Source organism: Vibrio chagasii (assembly GCF_002954585.1).
Taxonomy (GTDB): domain Bacteria; phylum Pseudomonadota; class Gammaproteobacteria; order Enterobacterales; family Vibrionaceae; genus Vibrio; species Vibrio chagasii_A.
In genome coordinates this window covers 1,009,834-1,028,134 of the sequence record NZ_MSCI01000002.1, presented here as the reverse complement: position 1 = coordinate 1,028,134, position 18,301 = coordinate 1,009,834, and the positions used below count along the sequence as shown (strand labels likewise).

The window sequence follows — 18,301 nt, the reverse complement described above, 5'->3', positions numbered from 1 at the left end:
TCTCTGTTGTGTCATAATTTGCGCCGAAAATACACCTGACTTAAACAGGTGAGGAGAGAATATGTTCACAATAGAAGGCGTTTGTGATTGGTGCAAAAAGCCAAGCCTAGTAAAAAAGCACGACTACCTAGATGGTAAGTGCCATCATGCATGTAAAGACTGCAATGATATCGCGACCATGGATGTTCGCCAGTTCAATATTGGTGAGATGGAAATGAGAGCAAAACTCTCCCAAGCAACACTGAGATAAGCTACACCATTGAAATATAAGAAAGCGCCTTAGGCGCTTTTTTTGTGCCCAGCGTTTATCTTCTTATCTTCTTATCTTCTTATCTTCTTATCTTCTTATCTTCTTATCTTCTTATCTTCTTATCTTCTTATCTTCTTATCTTCTTATCTTCTTATCTTCTTATCTTCTTATCTTCTTATCTTCTATACAGGTGTATACAGTGGTTTTGACAGAAAACTACTGTATACACCTGTATAAAGCTCACATTTTTTCCATTTATGAGACAAAATAGCAAAATCATTCAAATTTAATTTATCTAATAATTTCAATATCTTAATTACAAAAACCTCATTTCAACATAAGAAATCGTCCAATAATCCCGCAAAAAACGCTTGATCTTATAAGTAACAAAAACTACTGTATACACATACAGCATGTATATAAGGACAGCAAAATGATTCAAGCACACGTTAAAGCACAACACTCTAGCCCGCTAATTCACGGCGCATTTGCATCAGCTTCTCGCTCAGCTCATCATTCATCTGATGAAGTGTTATTTGCAAAAATGGCGTTGCTGTCCAATCAACATCAATGGCTACTATTTACGGCGCAAACACCACGACCATCCGCTAAGCAACTGCAGAAACATAACGTATGCTGCGACCGGGTTATTCATATGAAAGCTTCTCACCAAATGACCGAAGCTGAAACAGTAGAGAAAGCGATCCGCTCTAAAAATGCGAGTGCGATCGTTGCTAGCGCGTCAATTGATCAATTTAGCCAACAATACTTAAGAACATTAGGTATGCGTTTCCAGTGTGAAGTTTTCTTCATGGATGCCAACTCAGAGCGCATTCACTAAGCAACATCGCTCAACTAGATAGCTCAGTAATATAGTCCAAATATACTGCCTTCCCCTGCCCTACGATTCGCCTTAAATTTGGTGGATAGTTAGGCAGGGGTTTTTATTTGATTAGCAGATTTAGCAAACGTTTGCTTTTTCTCTGGAAGCAAACGTTAGATTGGGTATAATGCCCGTCTAATCATGTGCACATTGCACTTCTCTGTATGACGTTTGATAAAAGATAGGAATGTCTAAATGAGCCTCGCTGATCAAGTTCTTGCCGTAAATGATGACCTCCCAATCCGCACTGATAAACCTGTCCACAGTGGCAAGGTTCGTTCGGTTTACTGGTTAACTGAAGAAGATAGCCAACGACTAATTAAAGAGAAAGGCTACGACGTAGCACCTGATGCTCCTTTAGCTATCATGGTGATCAGTGACCGTATCTCTGCATTTGATTGTATCTGGCGTGGTGAAGGCAACCTGAAAGGTGTTCCTGGTAAAGGCGCTGCGCTTAATGCTATTTCTAACCATTGGTTCAAGCTTTTTAAAGACAACGGTCTTGCTGACAGCCACATTCTTGATATCCCTCACCCATTCGTATGGATTGTACAAAAAGCTTGCCCAGTAATGATTGAAGCTATTTGTCGCCAATACATCACAGGTTCTATGTGGCGTGCGTACGCAAATGGTGAGCGTGAATTCTGTGGTATCGAAATGCCAGAAGGTCTAGAGAAAGATAAGAAACTACCAGAGCTTCTTATCACTCCTTCGACTAAAGGTATTTTGAAAGGCATTCCTGGTGTACCAGAAGCGGACGATGTAAACATCACGCGTCAGAACATCCAAGATAACTTTGCAGCATTTAACTTCTCACAAGAGAGCGATATCGCGCACTATGAGAAGCTATTGAAAGAAGGCTTTAACGTCATCAGTGACGCACTAGAAAAAGTCGATCAAACCTTCGTGGATACCAAGTTTGAGTTTGGTTACGTGAACGATGCACAAGGTAAAGAGAAGCTTATCTACATGGACGAAGTGGGCACACCTGACTCATCTCGTATCTGGGATACAGAGCAATACAACAATGGCAACATCGTTGAAAACTCAAAAGAAGGTTTCCGCCAATTCCTACTTAACTACTTCCCTGATGCCGATATTCTGCTGAATAAAGAGCGTATGCCAGAGCGTGAAGCGCTAGCGCGTGACAATGAATTGCCATTGGATGCACTGATGTCTCTTTCTCGCACTTACCTTGATATCGCAGCAAAGATTACCGGCGCTGAGATTGTACTGAGCGAAAATCCTAAACAAGAGATCATCGACGTATTGCGTGCTGACTACGGGCTAATCGATTAATCATCTTATCGATTTAAACACCGTTACGATACAAAAAGGGCCTCAACATTAAGGCCCTTTTTACATGTAGTTTTCCGTCTTGTTTGAGCATCGCTCTCACTGGTACAAGGCTTACAGTCGTATAGTAAACTCTTCTCCAGTATTACCTGCAATCACTAAATGACTACGCGATTCGATGTACTCAATCTGCTCTTCTTCAAGAGAATATGGCATCACTACTTTGAGCTCATTGATACCTTCTAATTTGGCAAGCTTAAGCAAAGTAACGATGTTCGATTCATCACTCTTACGCGTAGACATCGATTTTAGTGCCATTTGCCATAAGCGATCTTCTGGGCTTGCTAGCTCTTTGATGCTGTCTCGCCAAACGGTACTGAACACTGGAGCGATAGTGGTAAGTGCTTCCAGAAAAGTCCATTTTTTACTGCACGAGGCGCCAAGAAAAGTTGTGTAATCAAACTCTACACGCGTCTCTTTCTGATTATCCATGATGTCCCCCGACACTTTGGCAACACAATATACTCAATATCTATCAACTCTTTCTTTATAGCAATAGGATATAGAAGAATGGTCTTTTATGACCTTTTGATTGGTTAAAATGGCATATAAAAATCAAATTTGTAACATAATCACCACTGAAAAATCATATATGCGCCTATTTGATTAATATTTTGAAGATAAAACTTATCTATCTATTTTATATCAATAATTCGGCTCGCCTTTTTGTACTGAATACGCCAGCCAGACCAAATCGGTAATTCCCATCGTTTCGGCGGTGATTTTCTACTGCCCGACTGATAATGAACGTAAACCAGCTTTCTTCCCACAAGGTACTCAACCTCCAAGTTCAAATCAGCAAGAGTGATTGAGAACGGGTACTTTTCAGCGAACTCTGTGTATAGCCAACTAGGGATACCTTCAAAAGGAATGTCCGAAGCATCAAACATTTCAAGCTCACTGACATCGGTAACCCCTAACACCTCAAGCTGCTCAATAAACCACGATTCAAAATTCAGTTGCTCGATATCGGAGGTAAACTTGGTTTGCTCATCCAGCCCAAGCTTGACGTACAGCTGCCAATGCTTGATCTCTCGAGTGCGAGCCTCAGAAAAACCAGGAAGCTGAGCACCACTTACCACCAGATCCACGATAGGCTTTAAGGACAACTGACCTTCTGCTGCAACCAGTTTTGTCGAGATTGTGCGACCTGCGTACACCAAATCCATCTCGGTAAACACACCATCATCATTGACCACTGTTTCACCCTGTTGCCATTCGCCAAGTTCCGCCTCAACCATCAGATCAAGTGCAATCGGTGCTGTGGTTGTTGCGAGAGTCAGTGTCTGCTTAACTCCTCGCCCGGGAAGGCTGTGAGTATCAAACACCAACATAGCCTGCGCATTATCAGGAAAGCGATTTTGTCGACCAAGCACCACCTCTAGTGACCCGTTAGCAAATGCCTCTCTTCTTTTTAAACGGCGCACAAACACCAACTCAGGATGCAACTTGATAATGGTTTCAAGCAGGGCCGTTCGTTGATAACGAGACGCAACTTCCAACTGAGGAAGCTCAAACACTTCACGCATTTGCTCGGCAAGCCCTTGTGCTTCCGCCAAAGCTTGTTGGTCGATTTCAAGGTGCGGATAATTGCGACCACGCACAATCTGAATCAACAAGGTTAAATCACACCCCTCTTTTTCTTGCTGAGCGAGCGCTTCCAAATGTTCAGCATTATTGGGTAACTGATATAAACGAGCAGGCACAGACAATGCGGCGGTGAGATCGACCATCGCCTCTTTGAGTGCTTTAGTTTTAATACGGGTAACAATATCGGCATACAAAGCATCAATCGGCAGTGGGTAAAGCTTTTTTCCGTGCTCGGTAATTTGATGGTCGACGTCAATCGCTTCCATCGTCAACAAAGTTTGTGTTGCGCTGTGTAGCGATTTTTCTGGAATCGGATCAAGGAAAGACAAACTCTCCAAAGTGAAACCACTGCATGCCGCCGCCAGCATCAGCTCAGTCAGCTCTTCACGCTGTAACTCAGGTGGCGTGACTAACTCTAATGCTGCATGTTCGCCATACAAACGAACGCAAACTCCGTCCATTACCCTACCTGCACGGCCTGCTCGCTGCTTAGCACCCGCGCGTGATATGGATTTCAACATCAAAGTGGTTCTGCCGTTACGCTGAACGGTTCTTCTCTCTAATCCTGAATCAATTACCACACCAATATCGGGAATTGTCAGCGAGGTTTCAGCCACGTTAGTCGCGAGAATGACCTTTCGCAAGCCTCTGCCATCGAGATCGTCGTTAGCCACGTTGCGACCAGATAGCGCGAGATCTCGCTCCTTGTCACTTACTGATGCATGCAATTTAACAACTTGCAGATCTGGGTGTTTTGCCAACGCTTGCTCACACTGCACAATCTCTTTCTTGCCCGGAAGAAAAACCAAGATATCGCCGTGCGATGCCATAAGTTGATGATTCACTTCTTCAGCGATGCGTTGCTCTAGATGTCGACTATCTGGTAAAGCCCTAGATTCATTTGCTTGATGCTCGATATCAACCTGATAAGTTCGCCCCTCACAACTGATCCTGTTCGCTTTTAGATAATCAGCGAGACGCTCCCCTTCGATGGTTGCCGATGTGATGACCAAACGGTGACTCGCTTTCTGCTTGAGGATCGCCACCAGCAAGTCGATGTCCCAACGCCTTTCGTGAAACTCATCCACCACAATCACATCAAAGCCGGCTAGCCCATCTTCTGCTAACCAACGTAAAGCAATACCGGGTGTGACAAACACTACATCAGTCTGCTCGTTGTATTGCGCTTCAAGCTTGATGGCGTAACCCACTTTGCTGCCCAGCTTCTCACCCGATTCTTTCGCTAGAAACTTAGCTAACGATGTACAAGCGATTCTTCTTGGCTCAACCACCAGCACACGCCCATGTTGAGATGCCCAAATTGGCAAGCGCGTTGATTTACCCGAACCGGTTTCAGCTTCTACAACAAGGTGAGAATCGGCGATCTGTTGATGGAAAGTACTTTGATAGCTATCGATGGGAAGTTGAGACATAAAAAGAGAGAGCCGCGAAAAAATGTGAGCAAAGTATAACGAATTATGACGTTAGAATTCGATAACTGTGGGATGGGAGAAAGAATATCATTTTGTTTGCCAAGATCGGGGAGAAAGTATTTACAATTGAATAACTAAACCGTTATCATTTTTCAGTTACTCTTTCTCCCATATTAGGCATCCAATGAACAACGATAAACGCCCTCTATATATCCCTTATGCTGGCCCTGCTCTACTAAGTACACCCCTTCTAAACAAAGGCAGCGCATTCACTGCTGAAGAGCGTAGCTCTTTTAACCTTGAAGGTTTGTTACCGGAAACAACGGAAACAATCCAAGAGCAAGTTGGACGTGCATATAAACAATATTGTAACTTCGAAAGTGATATGGATAAGCATATCTACCTTCGTAACATCCAAGACACTAATGAAACGCTTTTTTATCGTTTAGTTCAAAACCACATCTCTGAAATGATGCCTATCATTTACACGCCAACAGTTGGCGCAGCATGTGAGAACTTCTCAAATATCTACCGTCGTGGTCGTGGTCTGTTTATCTCTTACCCGAACCGCGATCGTATCGATGATCTACTGAATAATGCGACAAACCACAATGTTAAAGTTATCGTGGTTACGGACGGTGAGCGCATTCTTGGTTTGGGAGACCAAGGTATCGGTGGCATGGGTATTCCAATCGGTAAACTAGCACTATACACAGCGTGTGGCGGCATCAGCCCAGCATACATGCTACCAATCGTACTTGATGTTGGTACAAACAACCCTCAACGTCTTGCTGACCCAATGTACATGGGCTGGCGTCATCCTCGTATCACAGGTGCTGATTACGATGCATTCGTTGAAGAGTTCATCCAAGCGGTTCAACGTCGTTGGCCTGATGCGCTAGTTCAGTTCGAAGATTTCGCACAGAAGAACGCAATGCCTCTACTTGAGCGTTACAAAGATCGTATCTGTTGTTTCAACGATGATATCCAAGGTACAGCAGCGGTAACTGTTGGTTCTCTACTAGCGGCTTGTAAAGCAGCAGGTAGCAAACTGTCTGATCAACGTGTGACCTTCCTAGGTGCAGGTTCAGCAGGTTGTGGTATCGCAGAAGCGATCATTGCTCAGATGGTGTCTGAAGGTATCAGCGACGACCAAGCGCGTTCTCAAGTTTACATGGTTGACCGTTGGGGCTTACTACAGGAAGGCATGCAGAACCTGCTTGACTTCCAACAGCGCCTAGTTCAAACCAACGCGAACACGAAAGACTGGGAAAGCGATGGTACTGGTTTCTCTCTACTAGACGTTGTTCGTCACGCTAAACCAACAGTATTGGTTGGTGTATCTGGTGCACCGGGTCTATTCAGCAAAGAAGTGATCAAAGAGATGAACCTTCACTGCGAACGCCCTATCGTGTTCCCACTATCGAACCCAACAAGCCGTGTTGAAGCAACACCAAACGACATCATTCGTTGGACAGATGGTAAAGCACTAGTAGCAACAGGTAGCCCATTTGAGCCAGTGGTTCACAACGGCACAACTTACCCAATCGCTCAGTGTAACAACAGCTACATCTTCCCAGGTATTGGCCTTGGTGTGTTGGCTGTGAACGCTTCACGTATCACTGACGAAATGCTAATGGAATCGAGCCGTGCACTGGCAACGTGTTCTCCACTAGCAATCAATGGTTCTGGTGCTCTACTTCCACCACTGGAAGAGATCCACACTGTATCTAAGAAGATTGCTTTTGCTGTTGGTAAGAAAGCGATTGAACAAGGTGTTGCACTTGAGATCACAGAAGAAGCACTACAACAAGCGATTGACCAGCACTTCTGGCAGCCGGTTTACCGTCGCTACAAGCGTACTGCATTCTAATAGAGCGTACTTGTTCTCAAATACCACTCTTACAAAAGCCCCTGCCATTTCAGGGGCTTTTTTCTTTACATTGTCTTGTCTTTTTAACTGATTTTTCTCATTTTTATTTGGTATTATCGAGAACTCAAAAAATAATGCTCAGTCAAAGGACTATGCCGAGAGTGAAATTCAATTCTCACATTTGCCGAAACTACTTACTAAAAGCATACAAAAAGCTGCAAGGTTTTCTGTATGGCGCTTTCCTAGTGTTCTTGGTAGGCAGCGCTGCGGTGATTGCGATTGATTATTGGGTTTCGTGGCAAGCAGAAGACCGCATCATCTATGACATCGATGAGGTGCCAGAAGTTGAGGTTGCCGTCGTGCTGGGTACCAGCAAATATTTGGGTAGAACGCTCAACGACTATTATAAACACCGCATCGAAGCGGCCATTGAGCTGTTCGAGCGTGAAAAAGTAGACCAATTTTTATTAAGTGGCGACAACGCTCACCGATCTTACAATGAGCCGTGGACCATGAAGCGCGACTTGTTAAAAGCGGGGGTTCCTGATGAGCGTATCAACCTCGACTACGCGGGCTTTAGAACCTTAGACTCGATTGTTCGTGCGAAGAAGATCTTCGATACCGATAACTTCCTGATCATCACTCAAAAATTCCACTGTGAACGAGCGCTATTCATCGCCAACTCGTATGACATTCACGCGCAATGTTTGGCGGTTTCCGGCCCAACCCACCACTCTGGAACATCCATACGTTTACGTGAAGTGTTTGCTCGCACCAAAGCATTCCTAGACCTATATATTATGGGCACAACCCCGAAATTCCTTGGCCCGAAAGAGCCGATTCAACCTAGCCCAAAACAAGAAACATCACCAATTCCAAGCCCTATTTCAATCCCTTCAGAAACCGATGTGTAGAAATCTACACATTTTGAATTTGTTGCCTCACATTTCCCCACTGTTACACAAAAACACACCAACGCTCCTTTATTAACTTAAGTAACATTCCCTCAACAAAGCCCAACCCTACATGAAGTCAATATTCCTCGAAAAACAATAAGCACGGCTCTATGAAGCGAGTGCATCAATAAACGAGGATAAACAAAAGGAGCGCCTTATGACGGCACTTGTTACTACAATGAAACATTGGTTGTTTACCCGCAACAGCATGATATTAATTGGTAATTTCACGCTGTTCGCACTCTTGCTCAACACCCTTCCTTTCGAATCACAAGTCAATACTGGTTTGAGTATCCTCGTGTTCGTTGCGGTTCTATGGTTAACCGAAGCTATTCATGTCAGCATCACCGCTCTGCTTGTTCCACTCTTGGCTGTCCTGTTTGGTGTCTTCAACACGCCCGCTGCATTGGCGAACTTCTCTAACCCAATCATCTTCCTATTTTTGGGTGGTTTTGCTCTTGCTGCCGCGCTCAACAAGCAAGAACTTGATAAAGCGATTGCCGACAAAGTACTGCTGATTGCAAAAGGCAGAATGTCGGTTGCGGTATTCATGCTATTCGGTGTGAGTGCTGGTTTGTCGATGTGGATTTCTAACACAGCAACAACGGCAATGATGCTTCCTCTGGTTCTTGGCATCATGAACAAAGTAGACCAAAGTGAAGACCGCAATACTTACGTGTTCGTGTTATTGGGTATCGCTTACTGTGCGTCTATCGGTGGTATCGCAACGCTAGTAGGTAGCCCACCGAACGCTATCGCGGCTGCGGAAGTTGGTCTTAGCTTCACAGAATGGATGGCACTTGGCCTACCAATCTCGATGATTCTATTGCCAATCGCAATGTTGATTCTTTACGTTATGACTAAGCCAAAACTAAACCATAAGTTCGAGCTAGACCACGCGCCAGTAGAATGGACAAACAGCAAAAAAATCACACTGTCTATCTTCCTACTCACCGTGACGCTATGGATTTTCGGTAAGCCAATCAACGCAATGATCGGCGGTTTCTCTAAGTTCGATAGCTTAGTTGCGATTGGTGCAATCGTGCTGCTTTGCGCTTCTCGAGCGGTGGAATGGAAAGATGTTGAGAAGACAACCGACTGGGGTGTATTGATTCTATTCGGTGGTGGTATCTGTCTAAGTAACATCCTAAAAACGACTGGCACCAGTGTATTCCTAGCACACTCACTAAGTGGCTTCTTAGAGACAGCAGGTGTTCTACTAACGATTCTAGCGGTAGTCGCATTCGTGGTATTCCTAACAGAGTTTGCGAGTAACACAGCAAGTGCAGCATTGTTAGTACCAGTATTCGCAACCATTGCTGAAGCATTAGGCATGTCGCCAGTTATCCTGTCTGCATTAATCGCTGTCGCCGCATCATGTGCCTTCATGTTACCTGTAGCAACACCACCCAACGCAATTGTATTTGGCTCAGGTCACATCAAGCAGAAAGAGATGATGCGAATTGGTATGGTTCTAAACCTAGTGTGTATCCTAGTGCTAACACTGTTCGCTTGGATCTTCTGGTAAGAAGTAAACACTGATAAAGAGAGCTGCATAAGCAAAAGCTCTGACTTAACTGGCTGCAGTTCCCCCGCTCAGCCAGTATAAAAAGCCCACTCAATGTGAAGCGATCATTTACTTGAGATTATCACTAAGCGGGCATTTAAAAAGAATAATAAAACGATTTCCCTTTTTGGTGGCTCCTCGCCACCTTTTTTGTTTGGGAATGATTACATCCCTATCATGTAATCATTCCCGTTCTAAAAGCCCCCCTCACGCCGCATATGGCACCAGAGAAAACAGGCCAAACAATGCGGTAGTACGCAGCTCTACCATGGTTTGTTCTGTGCCGACAATGTAATGAGCAATCAAGGCAAAAGTAGGAAACAGAGGGACAAGCCCTGATATGTAAAAACTCTTACTTTTCGACAACAGTGCAATCAACAAAACCGCTGCGGCACCAAGCAAACATTTAAAGAACAGTGAGATCATTTCAATACGTTATCCAAACAAACCAACAAAAGCTTTAGAGAGTAAACTCATACAGCGCGTACAAAAACGCCACACGTCACATATGCACGTGTGGCTTATAAAGTAATAAAAACAATTTGCAGATTAGTGGCTCAAGATCACCTGATTACGCCCTGAGTGTTTAGCTTGATAAAGCGCCTCGTCAGCGCGAGCGATTGTCTCTGTCACCCTCTCTTGCCTCATTTCAGCAATACCGATACTGCATGTCAGCGGGTCACCATGAACCCACAAATGCTGACTCACCAACAAGCGAATTCGTTCCGCCTTACTCTGGGCTTCACCCGCCTCAGTTTCCGGGCAGAAGATGATAAATTCTTCACCGCCCCAACGGACCAACTTATCTGTAGGGCTGATTGCACTGCCGACCACCATGCTAAACTCTCGCAGTATATGGTCTCCCATTTGATGGCAGTACTTGTCATTCACACTCTTGAAGTAGTCGATATCGAGATACAACATACTGAGCTTACTATGGCCTTGCTTGACATGTTGCGACTGCATCTTCAGCCAGTCTCGAATCGCATGTCTATTAAGGATTCCAGTTAACTCATCACGGTGAGCCATTTCAGAAAACTCAAAGTTTTGCTCTCTCAGCGCTCGATTAACGTTTTTTAGGTGGTGATGTCTCTTCTCGGCAATCACCATACGTTTGCGCGAGTTGTGTAACTCTGAAATTAAGAATACGGTGCCAGTGCCAACCCAAACAAACAGCAAGATTAGGAATAAGCTCTCGCCGGTGATGTAAGAGCCTTCAAATTCGATACTGCGAATAACAATGCGATGATGCCCAAGCTTTGCGCCCGACGCTGTCGCGAACTCCACCATATTTACGTTAGAATACTCAGGAGCAGAGTGCTCCAGCGCAATGTCATTATCCGCTAGCCACCATGTCATCACTTGCAGGTTTTTAATCGGTATTTCAATCACGCCCCCATCAACACCAGGCGAGAACTCCATGCCATTGTACTTGTGCGTATATTCATTATCCGGAACCGAATAAGCAGGGTTGTAGTTTCTCAGGTAGGTTCGTAAACGACCGCTAGAATCCGCTTCCGCATGGTAATCAATGTTAACTCTAAAGGTGTGATATTGAGATAGATTCAGGCCAACAGTGATGTCTGGGTTGATACGAACCGACAGGCCACAGTATGGCCAAGGGTACTCAGACTCTTTCAATTCACAATCGAGAATGTACTGACCATTCTCAAACGATAATTCAGATGTGCTAACGCCTCGATCAACCTGATCACTGGTCGCGATAAACTCATATTTATCTGGAGTAATCGCTGTTATCACGCGATTTCCGCTAACACGGTAGTACTGCACGATGGCAAGCGTCGCGATAACTAAAAAGATGACTATCTTATGGCTCCACTTCACGTCTAAGCTTCCGGCTTATATCCCTATGGTTGGGATTTCACGATATAAAATAAGTTACGTAAATTAGTGATCTTAATTCCAATAATTCACTGAAAAACGTTATATCACGGCTGAACAAAATGTCATACTATATTTTTATGCCTATATTTCATTCGGATTATTTACGTCGAGAATCAAGTAATATTGCGTATAAAAACAGGCGCCATTTGTTATACTCATCGCATAATCATCGTTAGCCGTATTACCTGATTACAGGGTAAGCGAGCGACGAAATAATAATCAAAATACAATGAGTAATGTCATGTCTTTATTAGCGAAAGGAACACTCAAGAAGATGAGTGCATCCCTTGATGGCGCGGTAACCTACCGTTTGCCTGTAGGCGAAGAGTTTGTAGAGCTAAACCCTCTGATTGGTAAAACCATCAACCTAACTCACACTGGTAATATTTTTTGCTGCTCTTGTGGTAAGAAAACGAAGAAAAGCTACTCTCAAGGCCACTGCTTTGTATGTATGAAAAAGCTGGCAAGCTGCGACATGTGCATCATGAAGCCAGAGACTTGTCACTACGATGAAGGCACTTGTCGTGAGCCCGAATGGGGCGAAGCAAACTGCATGGTTGATCACTTCGTTTACCTATCGAACACATCAAGCCTAAAAGTGGGTATTACTCGTCATACGCAGATCCCTACTCGCTGGATTGACCAAGGCGCAACACAAGGCCTACCAATCCTTAAGGTTAAAACTCGCCAAATCTCTGGCCTGATCGAAGTTGAGTTAGCAAAACACATTGCTGATAAAACTAACTGGCGCACACTGCTGAAAGGCGATGGCGACGACATGGAACTGGTAGAGAAAGCAAAAGAGCTGCTTCCACTGGTTGAAGATAAGATCCAAGAGATCAAAGCAAAATTCGGTGACGATGCTATCGAAGTATTGAGTGAGAACATCACTTCACTAAGCTACCCAGTTGAACAGCACCCGGTGAAGATTGTTTCGCATAACTTTGATAAGAACCCTGAAGTATCTGGCGTGCTGCAAGGCATTAAAGGCCAATACCTAATCTTAGATACGGGCGTGATTAACATCCGTAAATTTGGTTCTTACGAAGTTGAGGTTTCTGCTTAAACAGCGGAGCACCATGACAAGTGAGATACAAAAATGCCCTGAGGCTTCTGCTTCAGGGCATTTTTATTTCAGATGAGACGAGCCGCTTTAAAAAATAACGAGAAAAGACTAGAGCGCGACCATATCCCCATCTACACAGTTCTTACCATTGGCTTTAGCGCGATAAAGAGATTGATCGGTGAGGTTAACCAGAGCATCAATCGTCATGCCTTCTTCACACGCACGGCTATCGCTCACACCGATACTGACACTCGAATTGAATCGAATCTGCTCATCAATTTTGAACTCAGCTTGATTAAACTGTTGGCGAATTTGTTCAGAGATTTCACATGACATTTCTGCCGTCGCATTCGGAATGAAGACAATAAACTCTTCACCTCGTCACCGACCATGTGACCGTATGTATCATTAATCGATTTAAAATCATCTATATCAAGCAGCATACACACGAGATGATTTTCAGAGGCCATGTGCTCTCTAAACCACTCATAAATAGCCCGGCGATTCAGTAAGTCCGTCATCTCATCGTAGTGCGCTTGGTGCACGAGCTGTTTTTCCAACATCACCTTTTGGGTGACATCTTCAAGCACAACCTGTACGGCTGGTTGACCTTCCCAAATAATCGCATTGTCATAAATATTAAAGAAACGATGGAACCATCTAAGCCAATATTCTCTCCCACGTTACTGGTGCCTGAGGGCTCACCCGATATCACCGCTTGATAACGCTGGCAGATACTTTCTACATTTTGCTGTGGTACCAAATCGAGAATAGAATCGAGCTCCAATACCTGCTCAATCGACTTACCACCTTGCAGGTTCACCCAAGACTGATTGACCATCAAAGGTTTGAAATCTCGGTGCACTAATATTCCCTGCCCTGATTTCATAATCATGTCTTGATACATCTGATCTTGCTTGCGCATCATATTCTGCAATTGAATCGCAGGGCTCAGATCGATCACCGTCACTTGTAATGCAGGTCTTCCTTGCCATTCGGTCACATGATCAATAGAAAACACCGTAAACTCTCTGCCATTTCGGTCCACATTGGTAGAGGTGTGGACTTGAGGATCGCGTTGACCACTGACGGTTTCAAGATAATTTTTGTAGGCAGCGACATGAAAGTCTTCTGATATGAGATCAAGAAAGCTATCAATTTGGGACATTAACTCTTCTGGAGATTGGTACCCATAAATACGAGCGTAGTTGGCATCAACACTAACCACATTCATATCTTGAATAATAATTATGCCGTACGTAGATTCGAAATTTATTGAAGACATTACCAACTCCACACTCTAGCTATACTTCATCACTGGAGCATTGCAATATATCCCACTAACCCTTCCACAGAATCTTTCAAGTATCAGGGGACATCAACACACCACATGGTATATCGTACTGTTGATTGCTTCTCTACAAATCAATCGCTAGCACGAGTTACCAAAAGTAGACAAGCATCTCAATCTGATTGCGCGCGCCAAAAAACAAAAATAGATAACCTATAGCAATGTAATGATTAACTTTTCTATCTTTTGCCTTCCTTGGTTTCTATCTGCAATAGTTTCTGGCTTCTTAGCTTGGACAGCACTACTCATTCCAGTCAGAAAAATAAGAGACCAAGAAATCTATCGCTAGCCGCGCTCTCTGAGGTAGAAAGCGTCGGTTCTGATAAACAATCCAGCTGCTTGTACCCGAGCCCCAATACTCTTCTAGCACAGGAACCAGCTTGCCATTGGTTAGCCCGCCATTAAAACTGCTTCTAGGAAGGTACACAACGCCGAGCCCCTCTTCACACGCTTTCAGTACCGCGCTTGAATTGTTACTTCTCCATCGACCATGCACTCTTACCGCATTCAATGGCTTTCCATTTTGCTCAAACAGCCATTGGTCACTATTGGCAATAATGCAGCTGTGTTGTTTTAACTGTTCTGGATGAGTGGGGGCGCCATATTGATCGATATACGCTTTACTCGCCGCCGCTGCCATTGGGCGATCGACCAACTTTCTTGCCACCAGCCCTGAGTCATCTAACCGACCGTAACGAATCGCGAAGTCGATACCGTCTTCAATAAAGTTCACCATCTTGGTGTTGAAGTTCATTTCAATGGTTAGATCTGGATGAGATTTTGCAAATTCCATCAGCGCTGCCGCAACATGATTCTCGGCAAATCCGCCTGCAGCACTGACACGTAATGTACCGCTCAGCTGAGTCTGTTGCGACGTAACTTGCTCATTAGCTTGTTGTAGCCCAATCACTAAGTCTTTGCACTGTTGATAGTAAGTATGTCCAGACTCAGTCAGGCTTACCATGCGCGTTGAGCGGGCAAGCAAAGCCACCCCAACTCGCTCTTCTAACCTTGAAACTTGTCGACTCACATGGCTGGTGCTACAACCTAACTGCTTAGCGGCCGCAGAAAAACCGTGGCATTCGGCAACCGCAACGAATTCGTTAATCCCTTCAAAGCTATCCATACTTAACCTACTCGCGTTTTATCTTTGCTATATAGCAACAATGTTTTGCCTTTTAAGCATATTATCACCTAAATGATTTGGAACTAGTATTAGATGTAACAAGACGGCGATAGCTAAGTAACAGTGCACAGGTTAACACCAAGCACGAGTGCTTAGAGAAAAGCGCCAACATCTAACGAGAAGAACAGCAGCTCAAAGGGACGAATCATGAAAAAAATACTAATTCCAGTGACTAACCACGCGACACTTGGCGAGACAGATCAAGCGAACGGCACTTATGCTCCAGAACTTACCCACGCTCTGAAAGAGATCTTGGCTGCTGGGTTCGAATACGACATCACCTCTATCAATGGTGGCAAAGCACCGATGTACGGAACTGATATTGAAGGAGATACGGTTAATGCTGAGATCTTGGCGAATGATGACTTCCAAAACCGCATTAACAACACGATTCCAGTAAGCCAAATCAATGCAGACAGCTATGATGCGATCTTCTACCCAGGTGGTTTTGGCCTGCTTTCAGACCTAGCGTCTAATGAGCAATTCGCTAGCATCGCTGCCAAGCATTATGAAGATGGTGGCGTTGTCGCGGCAGTATGTCATGGCCCAGCAGCCCTGCTACCTATCGTATTGAGCAATGGCGAAACACTTCTGAGCTCTAAATCAGTGACTAGCTTTACACGTGAAGAAGAGATCGACTTCGGCACCATCAACGACATTCCATTCCTGCTGGAAGAGTCGCTAGCTCGTGGGGCAGCGCGTTTCAACAAGGTTCAACCTTGGCAAGAGCTTGTGATTGTTGATGAGCGAGTAATCACCGGTCAAAACCCGACAAGCGCACACGCTGTAGGTGTCGCAATTGTTGAGCACCTTTCTTAATCGAGTAATAGCTTGATGGATCTATAGCTTGACTGACTCAACTACACGAGTCCCTTAAATAAAGCGAAAAAAAAGAGCATACTTCAGACTCAATATTCTTGAGAGAGGTATGCTCTTTTCTAATTCTGTAACCCGCTTTTAGTTATTTCTAACAATGCCCTCGAGCACGTTGAACAGTAGGTCTATTTCTTCAATCGAGTTGTAATGCATGCAACCAATACGCACTACACCCTGCTCTTCAATACCCAGCTGCTTCACCAAACCTAATGCATAGAAGTGTCCGTTCCACACACAGATATTATGCTCGCCCAGCTTCTTAGCGATAAATTCTGGAGAGTGGTTATCAAAGGTGATGGCGAATGTTGGCGTTCTTAGGTTGGAATCAAATTCCGTCTTACCGTAGAGTTTAACCCCTTCTAGATCGCCCAAGCGTTTTAGGAAGTACTCGCTCAGCTGGCTTTCATGCTTGTTATACAACGCGTAGCTTTGCTCTAAGCGAGAACGTAATGAGTCGGTTGGCTCACCAAATTGTGCCAAGTAATCCACCGCAGCAATCACACCCGCTAGGCCTTCAAAACTCTGCGTTCCTGTTTCAAAACGACCAGGACCGATGTTAGTGGCAGGCTCAACCTTGTATGGCTTTAACGTATGTAGCCATTGAGGCGCCACGTAAGCAATACCAACGTGAGGGCCAAAAAATTTGTAAGCCGAACACGCTAAGAAGTCACAGTTCAACTGCTGAACATCAATCAAGTGGTGTGGTGCATAATGAACAGCATCCACATACACCTGAGCGCCGTGTTGGTGTGCAAGCTCGATAACTTTCGCGACATCAACAATTGAGCCCGTGGTATTTGAAGCAAAGGTCACAGCAACCAGTTTGGTTTTCTCGTTCAGTAACGACTCAAAATGTGCCATGTCTAGGCTGCAATCTGACTCGTCGACACGAACTTGGCGAACAATCGCACCCTTGTCGTCTGCTGCTTGTTGCCAGCTCGATACATTTGAGTAGTGGTCTAGCGCAGTAACAATCACCTCATCGCCTGCTTGCCAATCGCGGCTAATCGCTCGGCTAAGCTGAAAAGTCAGCGAGGTCATGTTGGCACCAAATACAACATTGCCAGAGGATTCAGCATTAAGTAATGCTTGCACTGACTCTCGCGCTTGCTGCATCAAGCCTGTCGTCCTCTGGCTCGAGAAATAGTGACCGCCTAAATTAGAGTTAAAGTGGCCAAGGTATTCTGTCATCGACGCAAGAACATTCTCAGGAACCTGAGAACCACCCGGGCCATCAAAAAAGGTAACCGGCTTACCGTCATGGTATTGGCCTAAGGCACTGAACTGCTGACGTACATCATTAAGAGTGAAGGACATTGCGCGCATCCTTAGCCGTTAGCACAAACAAATCCATGTAGCCCATCTCATCGTGGTCTATGGTGCGAATTGGTTGTGCGTTGTGCCACAGCTTACTGTCTGCAAGCATTGTAACATCACCATTTTCAAGCACTTTTCTAAAGAACGGAGCTTCATGAGAATCTTGGTACAGCATGATTTCGCCACCAACAATGTTGTGACGGTTCACGCCAACTAGGGCGATGTGGTCGAAGCCATCTTGGTGCACGCCTTCTGGCGCAACCTGTGTCTCTTCATAAATGGCAGCGATACGAATTTGGTGGATTTCTATTTCTTGTCCATCTTCAAGCCCGTTAGTTTCAATAAACAGTTCACACATCTCTTGCATGCCTTCGCTGCTAAGAATTGGTGCTTCAATTGGCTCGAATTGACGAACAACATCACCTTGGAAGTGGTTGATGTCTTCAGACTGGACGAAGTCATGTTTGTCTAGCTCAACGACTTTTCCATTACTGAATTCAACCACAGAATACCTTCTCAATCGGTACTGTCCGTCTGCGTGCTCTGTGCTAGGTAGCTTAGAGAAAGAAGGTGACAGCTCCTTAACCGCGTGGTTACTGAGATGGGTAATATGTAGGGTATTTTCGTGAGCGTGTAACATCATCGACTCCTTAATGATTGTTAATTTACTTTCGACATTTAACGTTTTGTTT

Annotated in this window: 14 protein-coding genes and 2 pseudogenes; 8 read left to right on the top strand and 8 right to left on the bottom strand. The window is 44.6% G+C overall.

Features of this window, described 5'->3' with window-relative positions; genetic code table 11:
- Positions 1–61: 61 nt before the first annotated feature.
- The 3 genes from BTO10_RS12845 (at position 62) to BTO10_RS12835 (ending at position 2,432) form a co-directional block, all read left to right on the top strand.
- A complete protein-coding gene (locus BTO10_RS12845; RefSeq protein ID WP_004738475.1) occupies positions 62–250 on the top strand; it encodes a hypothetical protein in 189 nt (62 codons plus the stop codon).
- Positions 251–683: 433 nt separating this feature from the next.
- Entirely contained in the window at positions 684–1,091 is a 408-nt protein-coding gene (locus tag BTO10_RS12840) for a SulA-like leucine-rich domain-containing protein (RefSeq protein WP_105024758.1), read from the top strand.
- A gap of 237 nt (positions 1,092–1,328) precedes the next feature.
- Positions 1,329–2,432 (top strand): phosphoribosylaminoimidazolesuccinocarboxamide synthase, encoded by a 1,104-nt coding sequence (locus tag BTO10_RS12835; protein WP_105024757.1) that lies wholly within the window; start codon positions 1,329–1,331, stop codon positions 2,430–2,432.
- 111 nt (positions 2,433–2,543) lie between these two features.
- On the opposite strand, the gene BTO10_RS12830 is transcribed toward BTO10_RS12835, so the two are convergent.
- Positions 2,544–2,921, bottom strand: a complete 378-nt coding sequence (locus tag BTO10_RS12830; RefSeq protein ID WP_004738481.1) for a hypothetical protein — start codon at positions 2,919–2,921, stop codon at positions 2,544–2,546.
- A gap of 203 nt (positions 2,922–3,124) precedes the next feature.
- Entirely contained in the window at positions 3,125–5,512 is a 2,388-nt protein-coding gene (locus BTO10_RS12825; protein ID WP_105024756.1) for a helicase-related protein, read from the bottom strand.
- A gap of 184 nt (positions 5,513–5,696) precedes the next feature.
- Here BTO10_RS12825 and BTO10_RS12820 point away from each other — a divergent pair, with 184 nt between their 5' ends.
- From BTO10_RS12820 to BTO10_RS12810, 3 genes are all read left to right on the top strand, one after another.
- A complete protein-coding gene (locus BTO10_RS12820; protein ID WP_004738485.1) occupies positions 5,697–7,385 on the top strand; it encodes an NAD-dependent malic enzyme in 1,689 nt (562 codons plus the stop codon).
- 161 nt (positions 7,386–7,546) lie between these two features.
- Positions 7,547–8,299 (top strand): SanA/YdcF family protein, encoded by a 753-nt coding sequence (locus BTO10_RS12815; protein ID WP_105024755.1) that lies wholly within the window; start codon positions 7,547–7,549, stop codon positions 8,297–8,299.
- Positions 8,300–8,498: 199 nt separating this feature from the next.
- Positions 8,499–9,869 carry an SLC13 family permease gene (locus BTO10_RS12810; protein WP_105024754.1) on the top strand — a complete coding sequence of 457 codons (1,371 nt, stop codon included), beginning with the start codon at positions 8,499–8,501 and terminating at the stop codon, positions 9,867–9,869.
- A gap of 249 nt (positions 9,870–10,118) precedes the next feature.
- On the opposite strand, the pseudogene BTO10_RS12805 reads toward BTO10_RS12810, so the two are convergent.
- Positions 10,119–10,334: pseudogene (locus BTO10_RS12805) on the bottom strand (GlpM family protein); the annotation flags it as partial.
- A 123-nt stretch (positions 10,335–10,457) separates the two neighbouring features.
- Entirely contained in the window at positions 10,458–11,753 is a 1,296-nt protein-coding gene (locus BTO10_RS12800) for a GGDEF domain-containing protein (protein ID WP_105024753.1), read from the bottom strand.
- Between the two features lie 301 nt (positions 11,754–12,054).
- Between BTO10_RS12800 and BTO10_RS12795 the strand changes: the two genes are divergently transcribed.
- The gene (locus tag BTO10_RS12795) at positions 12,055–12,879 is read left to right on the top strand and encodes a DUF2797 domain-containing protein (protein ID WP_004738492.1); all 825 of its coding nucleotides are present in this window, start codon (positions 12,055–12,057) and stop codon (positions 12,877–12,879) included.
- A gap of 108 nt (positions 12,880–12,987) precedes the next feature.
- On the opposite strand, the pseudogene BTO10_RS23875 reads toward BTO10_RS12795, so the two are convergent.
- Together BTO10_RS23875 and BTO10_RS12785 are read right to left on the bottom strand one after the other, a co-directional pair.
- Positions 12,988–14,164 (bottom strand): annotated as a pseudogene (locus tag BTO10_RS23875) (sensor domain-containing diguanylate cyclase).
- 307 nt (positions 14,165–14,471) lie between these two features.
- Complete coding sequence (locus tag BTO10_RS12785) at positions 14,472–15,356, bottom strand: LysR family transcriptional regulator (protein WP_105024752.1); 885 nt, start codon at positions 15,354–15,356, stop codon at positions 14,472–14,474.
- A gap of 207 nt (positions 15,357–15,563) precedes the next feature.
- Here BTO10_RS12785 and BTO10_RS12780 point away from each other — a divergent pair, with 207 nt between their 5' ends.
- Positions 15,564–16,235, top strand: a complete 672-nt coding sequence (locus BTO10_RS12780) for a type 1 glutamine amidotransferase domain-containing protein (protein WP_105024751.1) — start codon at positions 15,564–15,566, stop codon at positions 16,233–16,235.
- A gap of 138 nt (positions 16,236–16,373) precedes the next feature.
- Here the strand turns inward: BTO10_RS12780 and BTO10_RS12775 are convergent, their stop codons facing one another.
- Both BTO10_RS12775 and BTO10_RS12770 read right to left on the bottom strand, forming a co-directional pair.
- Positions 16,374–17,609: a cysteine desulfurase-like protein gene (locus tag BTO10_RS12775; protein ID WP_105024750.1), complete on the bottom strand. Its 1,236-nt coding sequence runs from the start codon at positions 17,607–17,609 to the stop codon at positions 16,374–16,376.
- Complete coding sequence (locus BTO10_RS12770; RefSeq protein WP_105024749.1) at positions 17,593–18,249, bottom strand: 2OG-Fe dioxygenase family protein; 657 nt, start codon at positions 18,247–18,249, stop codon at positions 17,593–17,595. The genes BTO10_RS12775 and BTO10_RS12770 overlap by 17 nt, the downstream gene beginning before the upstream one ends.
- Positions 18,250–18,301 lie beyond the last annotated feature (52 nt).

What these genes read in the sequence shown, in the direction of transcription:
- BTO10_RS12830 (WP_004738481.1), bottom strand. Translation starts at nt 2,921, where the DNA reads ATGGATAATCAGAAAGAGACGCGTGTAGAGTTTGATTACACAACTTTT.
- BTO10_RS12825 (WP_105024756.1), bottom strand. Translation starts at nt 5,512, where the DNA reads ATGTCTCAACTTCCCATCGATAGCTATCAAAGTACTTTCCATCAACAG.
- BTO10_RS12845 (WP_004738475.1), top strand. Translation starts at nt 62, where the DNA reads ATGTTCACAATAGAAGGCGTTTGTGATTGGTGCAAAAAGCCAAGCCTA.
- BTO10_RS12795 (WP_004738492.1), top strand. Translation starts at nt 12,055, where the DNA reads ATGTCTTTATTAGCGAAAGGAACACTCAAGAAGATGAGTGCATCCCTT.
- BTO10_RS12785 (WP_105024752.1), bottom strand. Translation starts at nt 15,356, where the DNA reads ATGGATAGCTTTGAAGGGATTAACGAATTCGTTGCGGTTGCCGAATGC.
- BTO10_RS12780 (WP_105024751.1), top strand. Translation starts at nt 15,564, where the DNA reads ATGAAAAAAATACTAATTCCAGTGACTAACCACGCGACACTTGGCGAG.
- BTO10_RS12770 (WP_105024749.1), bottom strand. Translation starts at nt 18,249, where the DNA reads ATGTTACACGCTCACGAAAATACCCTACATATTACCCATCTCAGTAAC.
- BTO10_RS12840 (WP_105024758.1), top strand. Translation starts at nt 684, where the DNA reads ATGATTCAAGCACACGTTAAAGCACAACACTCTAGCCCGCTAATTCAC.
- BTO10_RS12820 (WP_004738485.1), top strand. Translation starts at nt 5,697, where the DNA reads ATGAACAACGATAAACGCCCTCTATATATCCCTTATGCTGGCCCTGCT.
- BTO10_RS12810 (WP_105024754.1), top strand. Translation starts at nt 8,499, where the DNA reads ATGACGGCACTTGTTACTACAATGAAACATTGGTTGTTTACCCGCAAC.
- BTO10_RS12775 (WP_105024750.1), bottom strand. Translation starts at nt 17,609, where the DNA reads ATGTCCTTCACTCTTAATGATGTACGTCAGCAGTTCAGTGCCTTAGGC.
- BTO10_RS12835 (WP_105024757.1), top strand. Translation starts at nt 1,329, where the DNA reads ATGAGCCTCGCTGATCAAGTTCTTGCCGTAAATGATGACCTCCCAATC.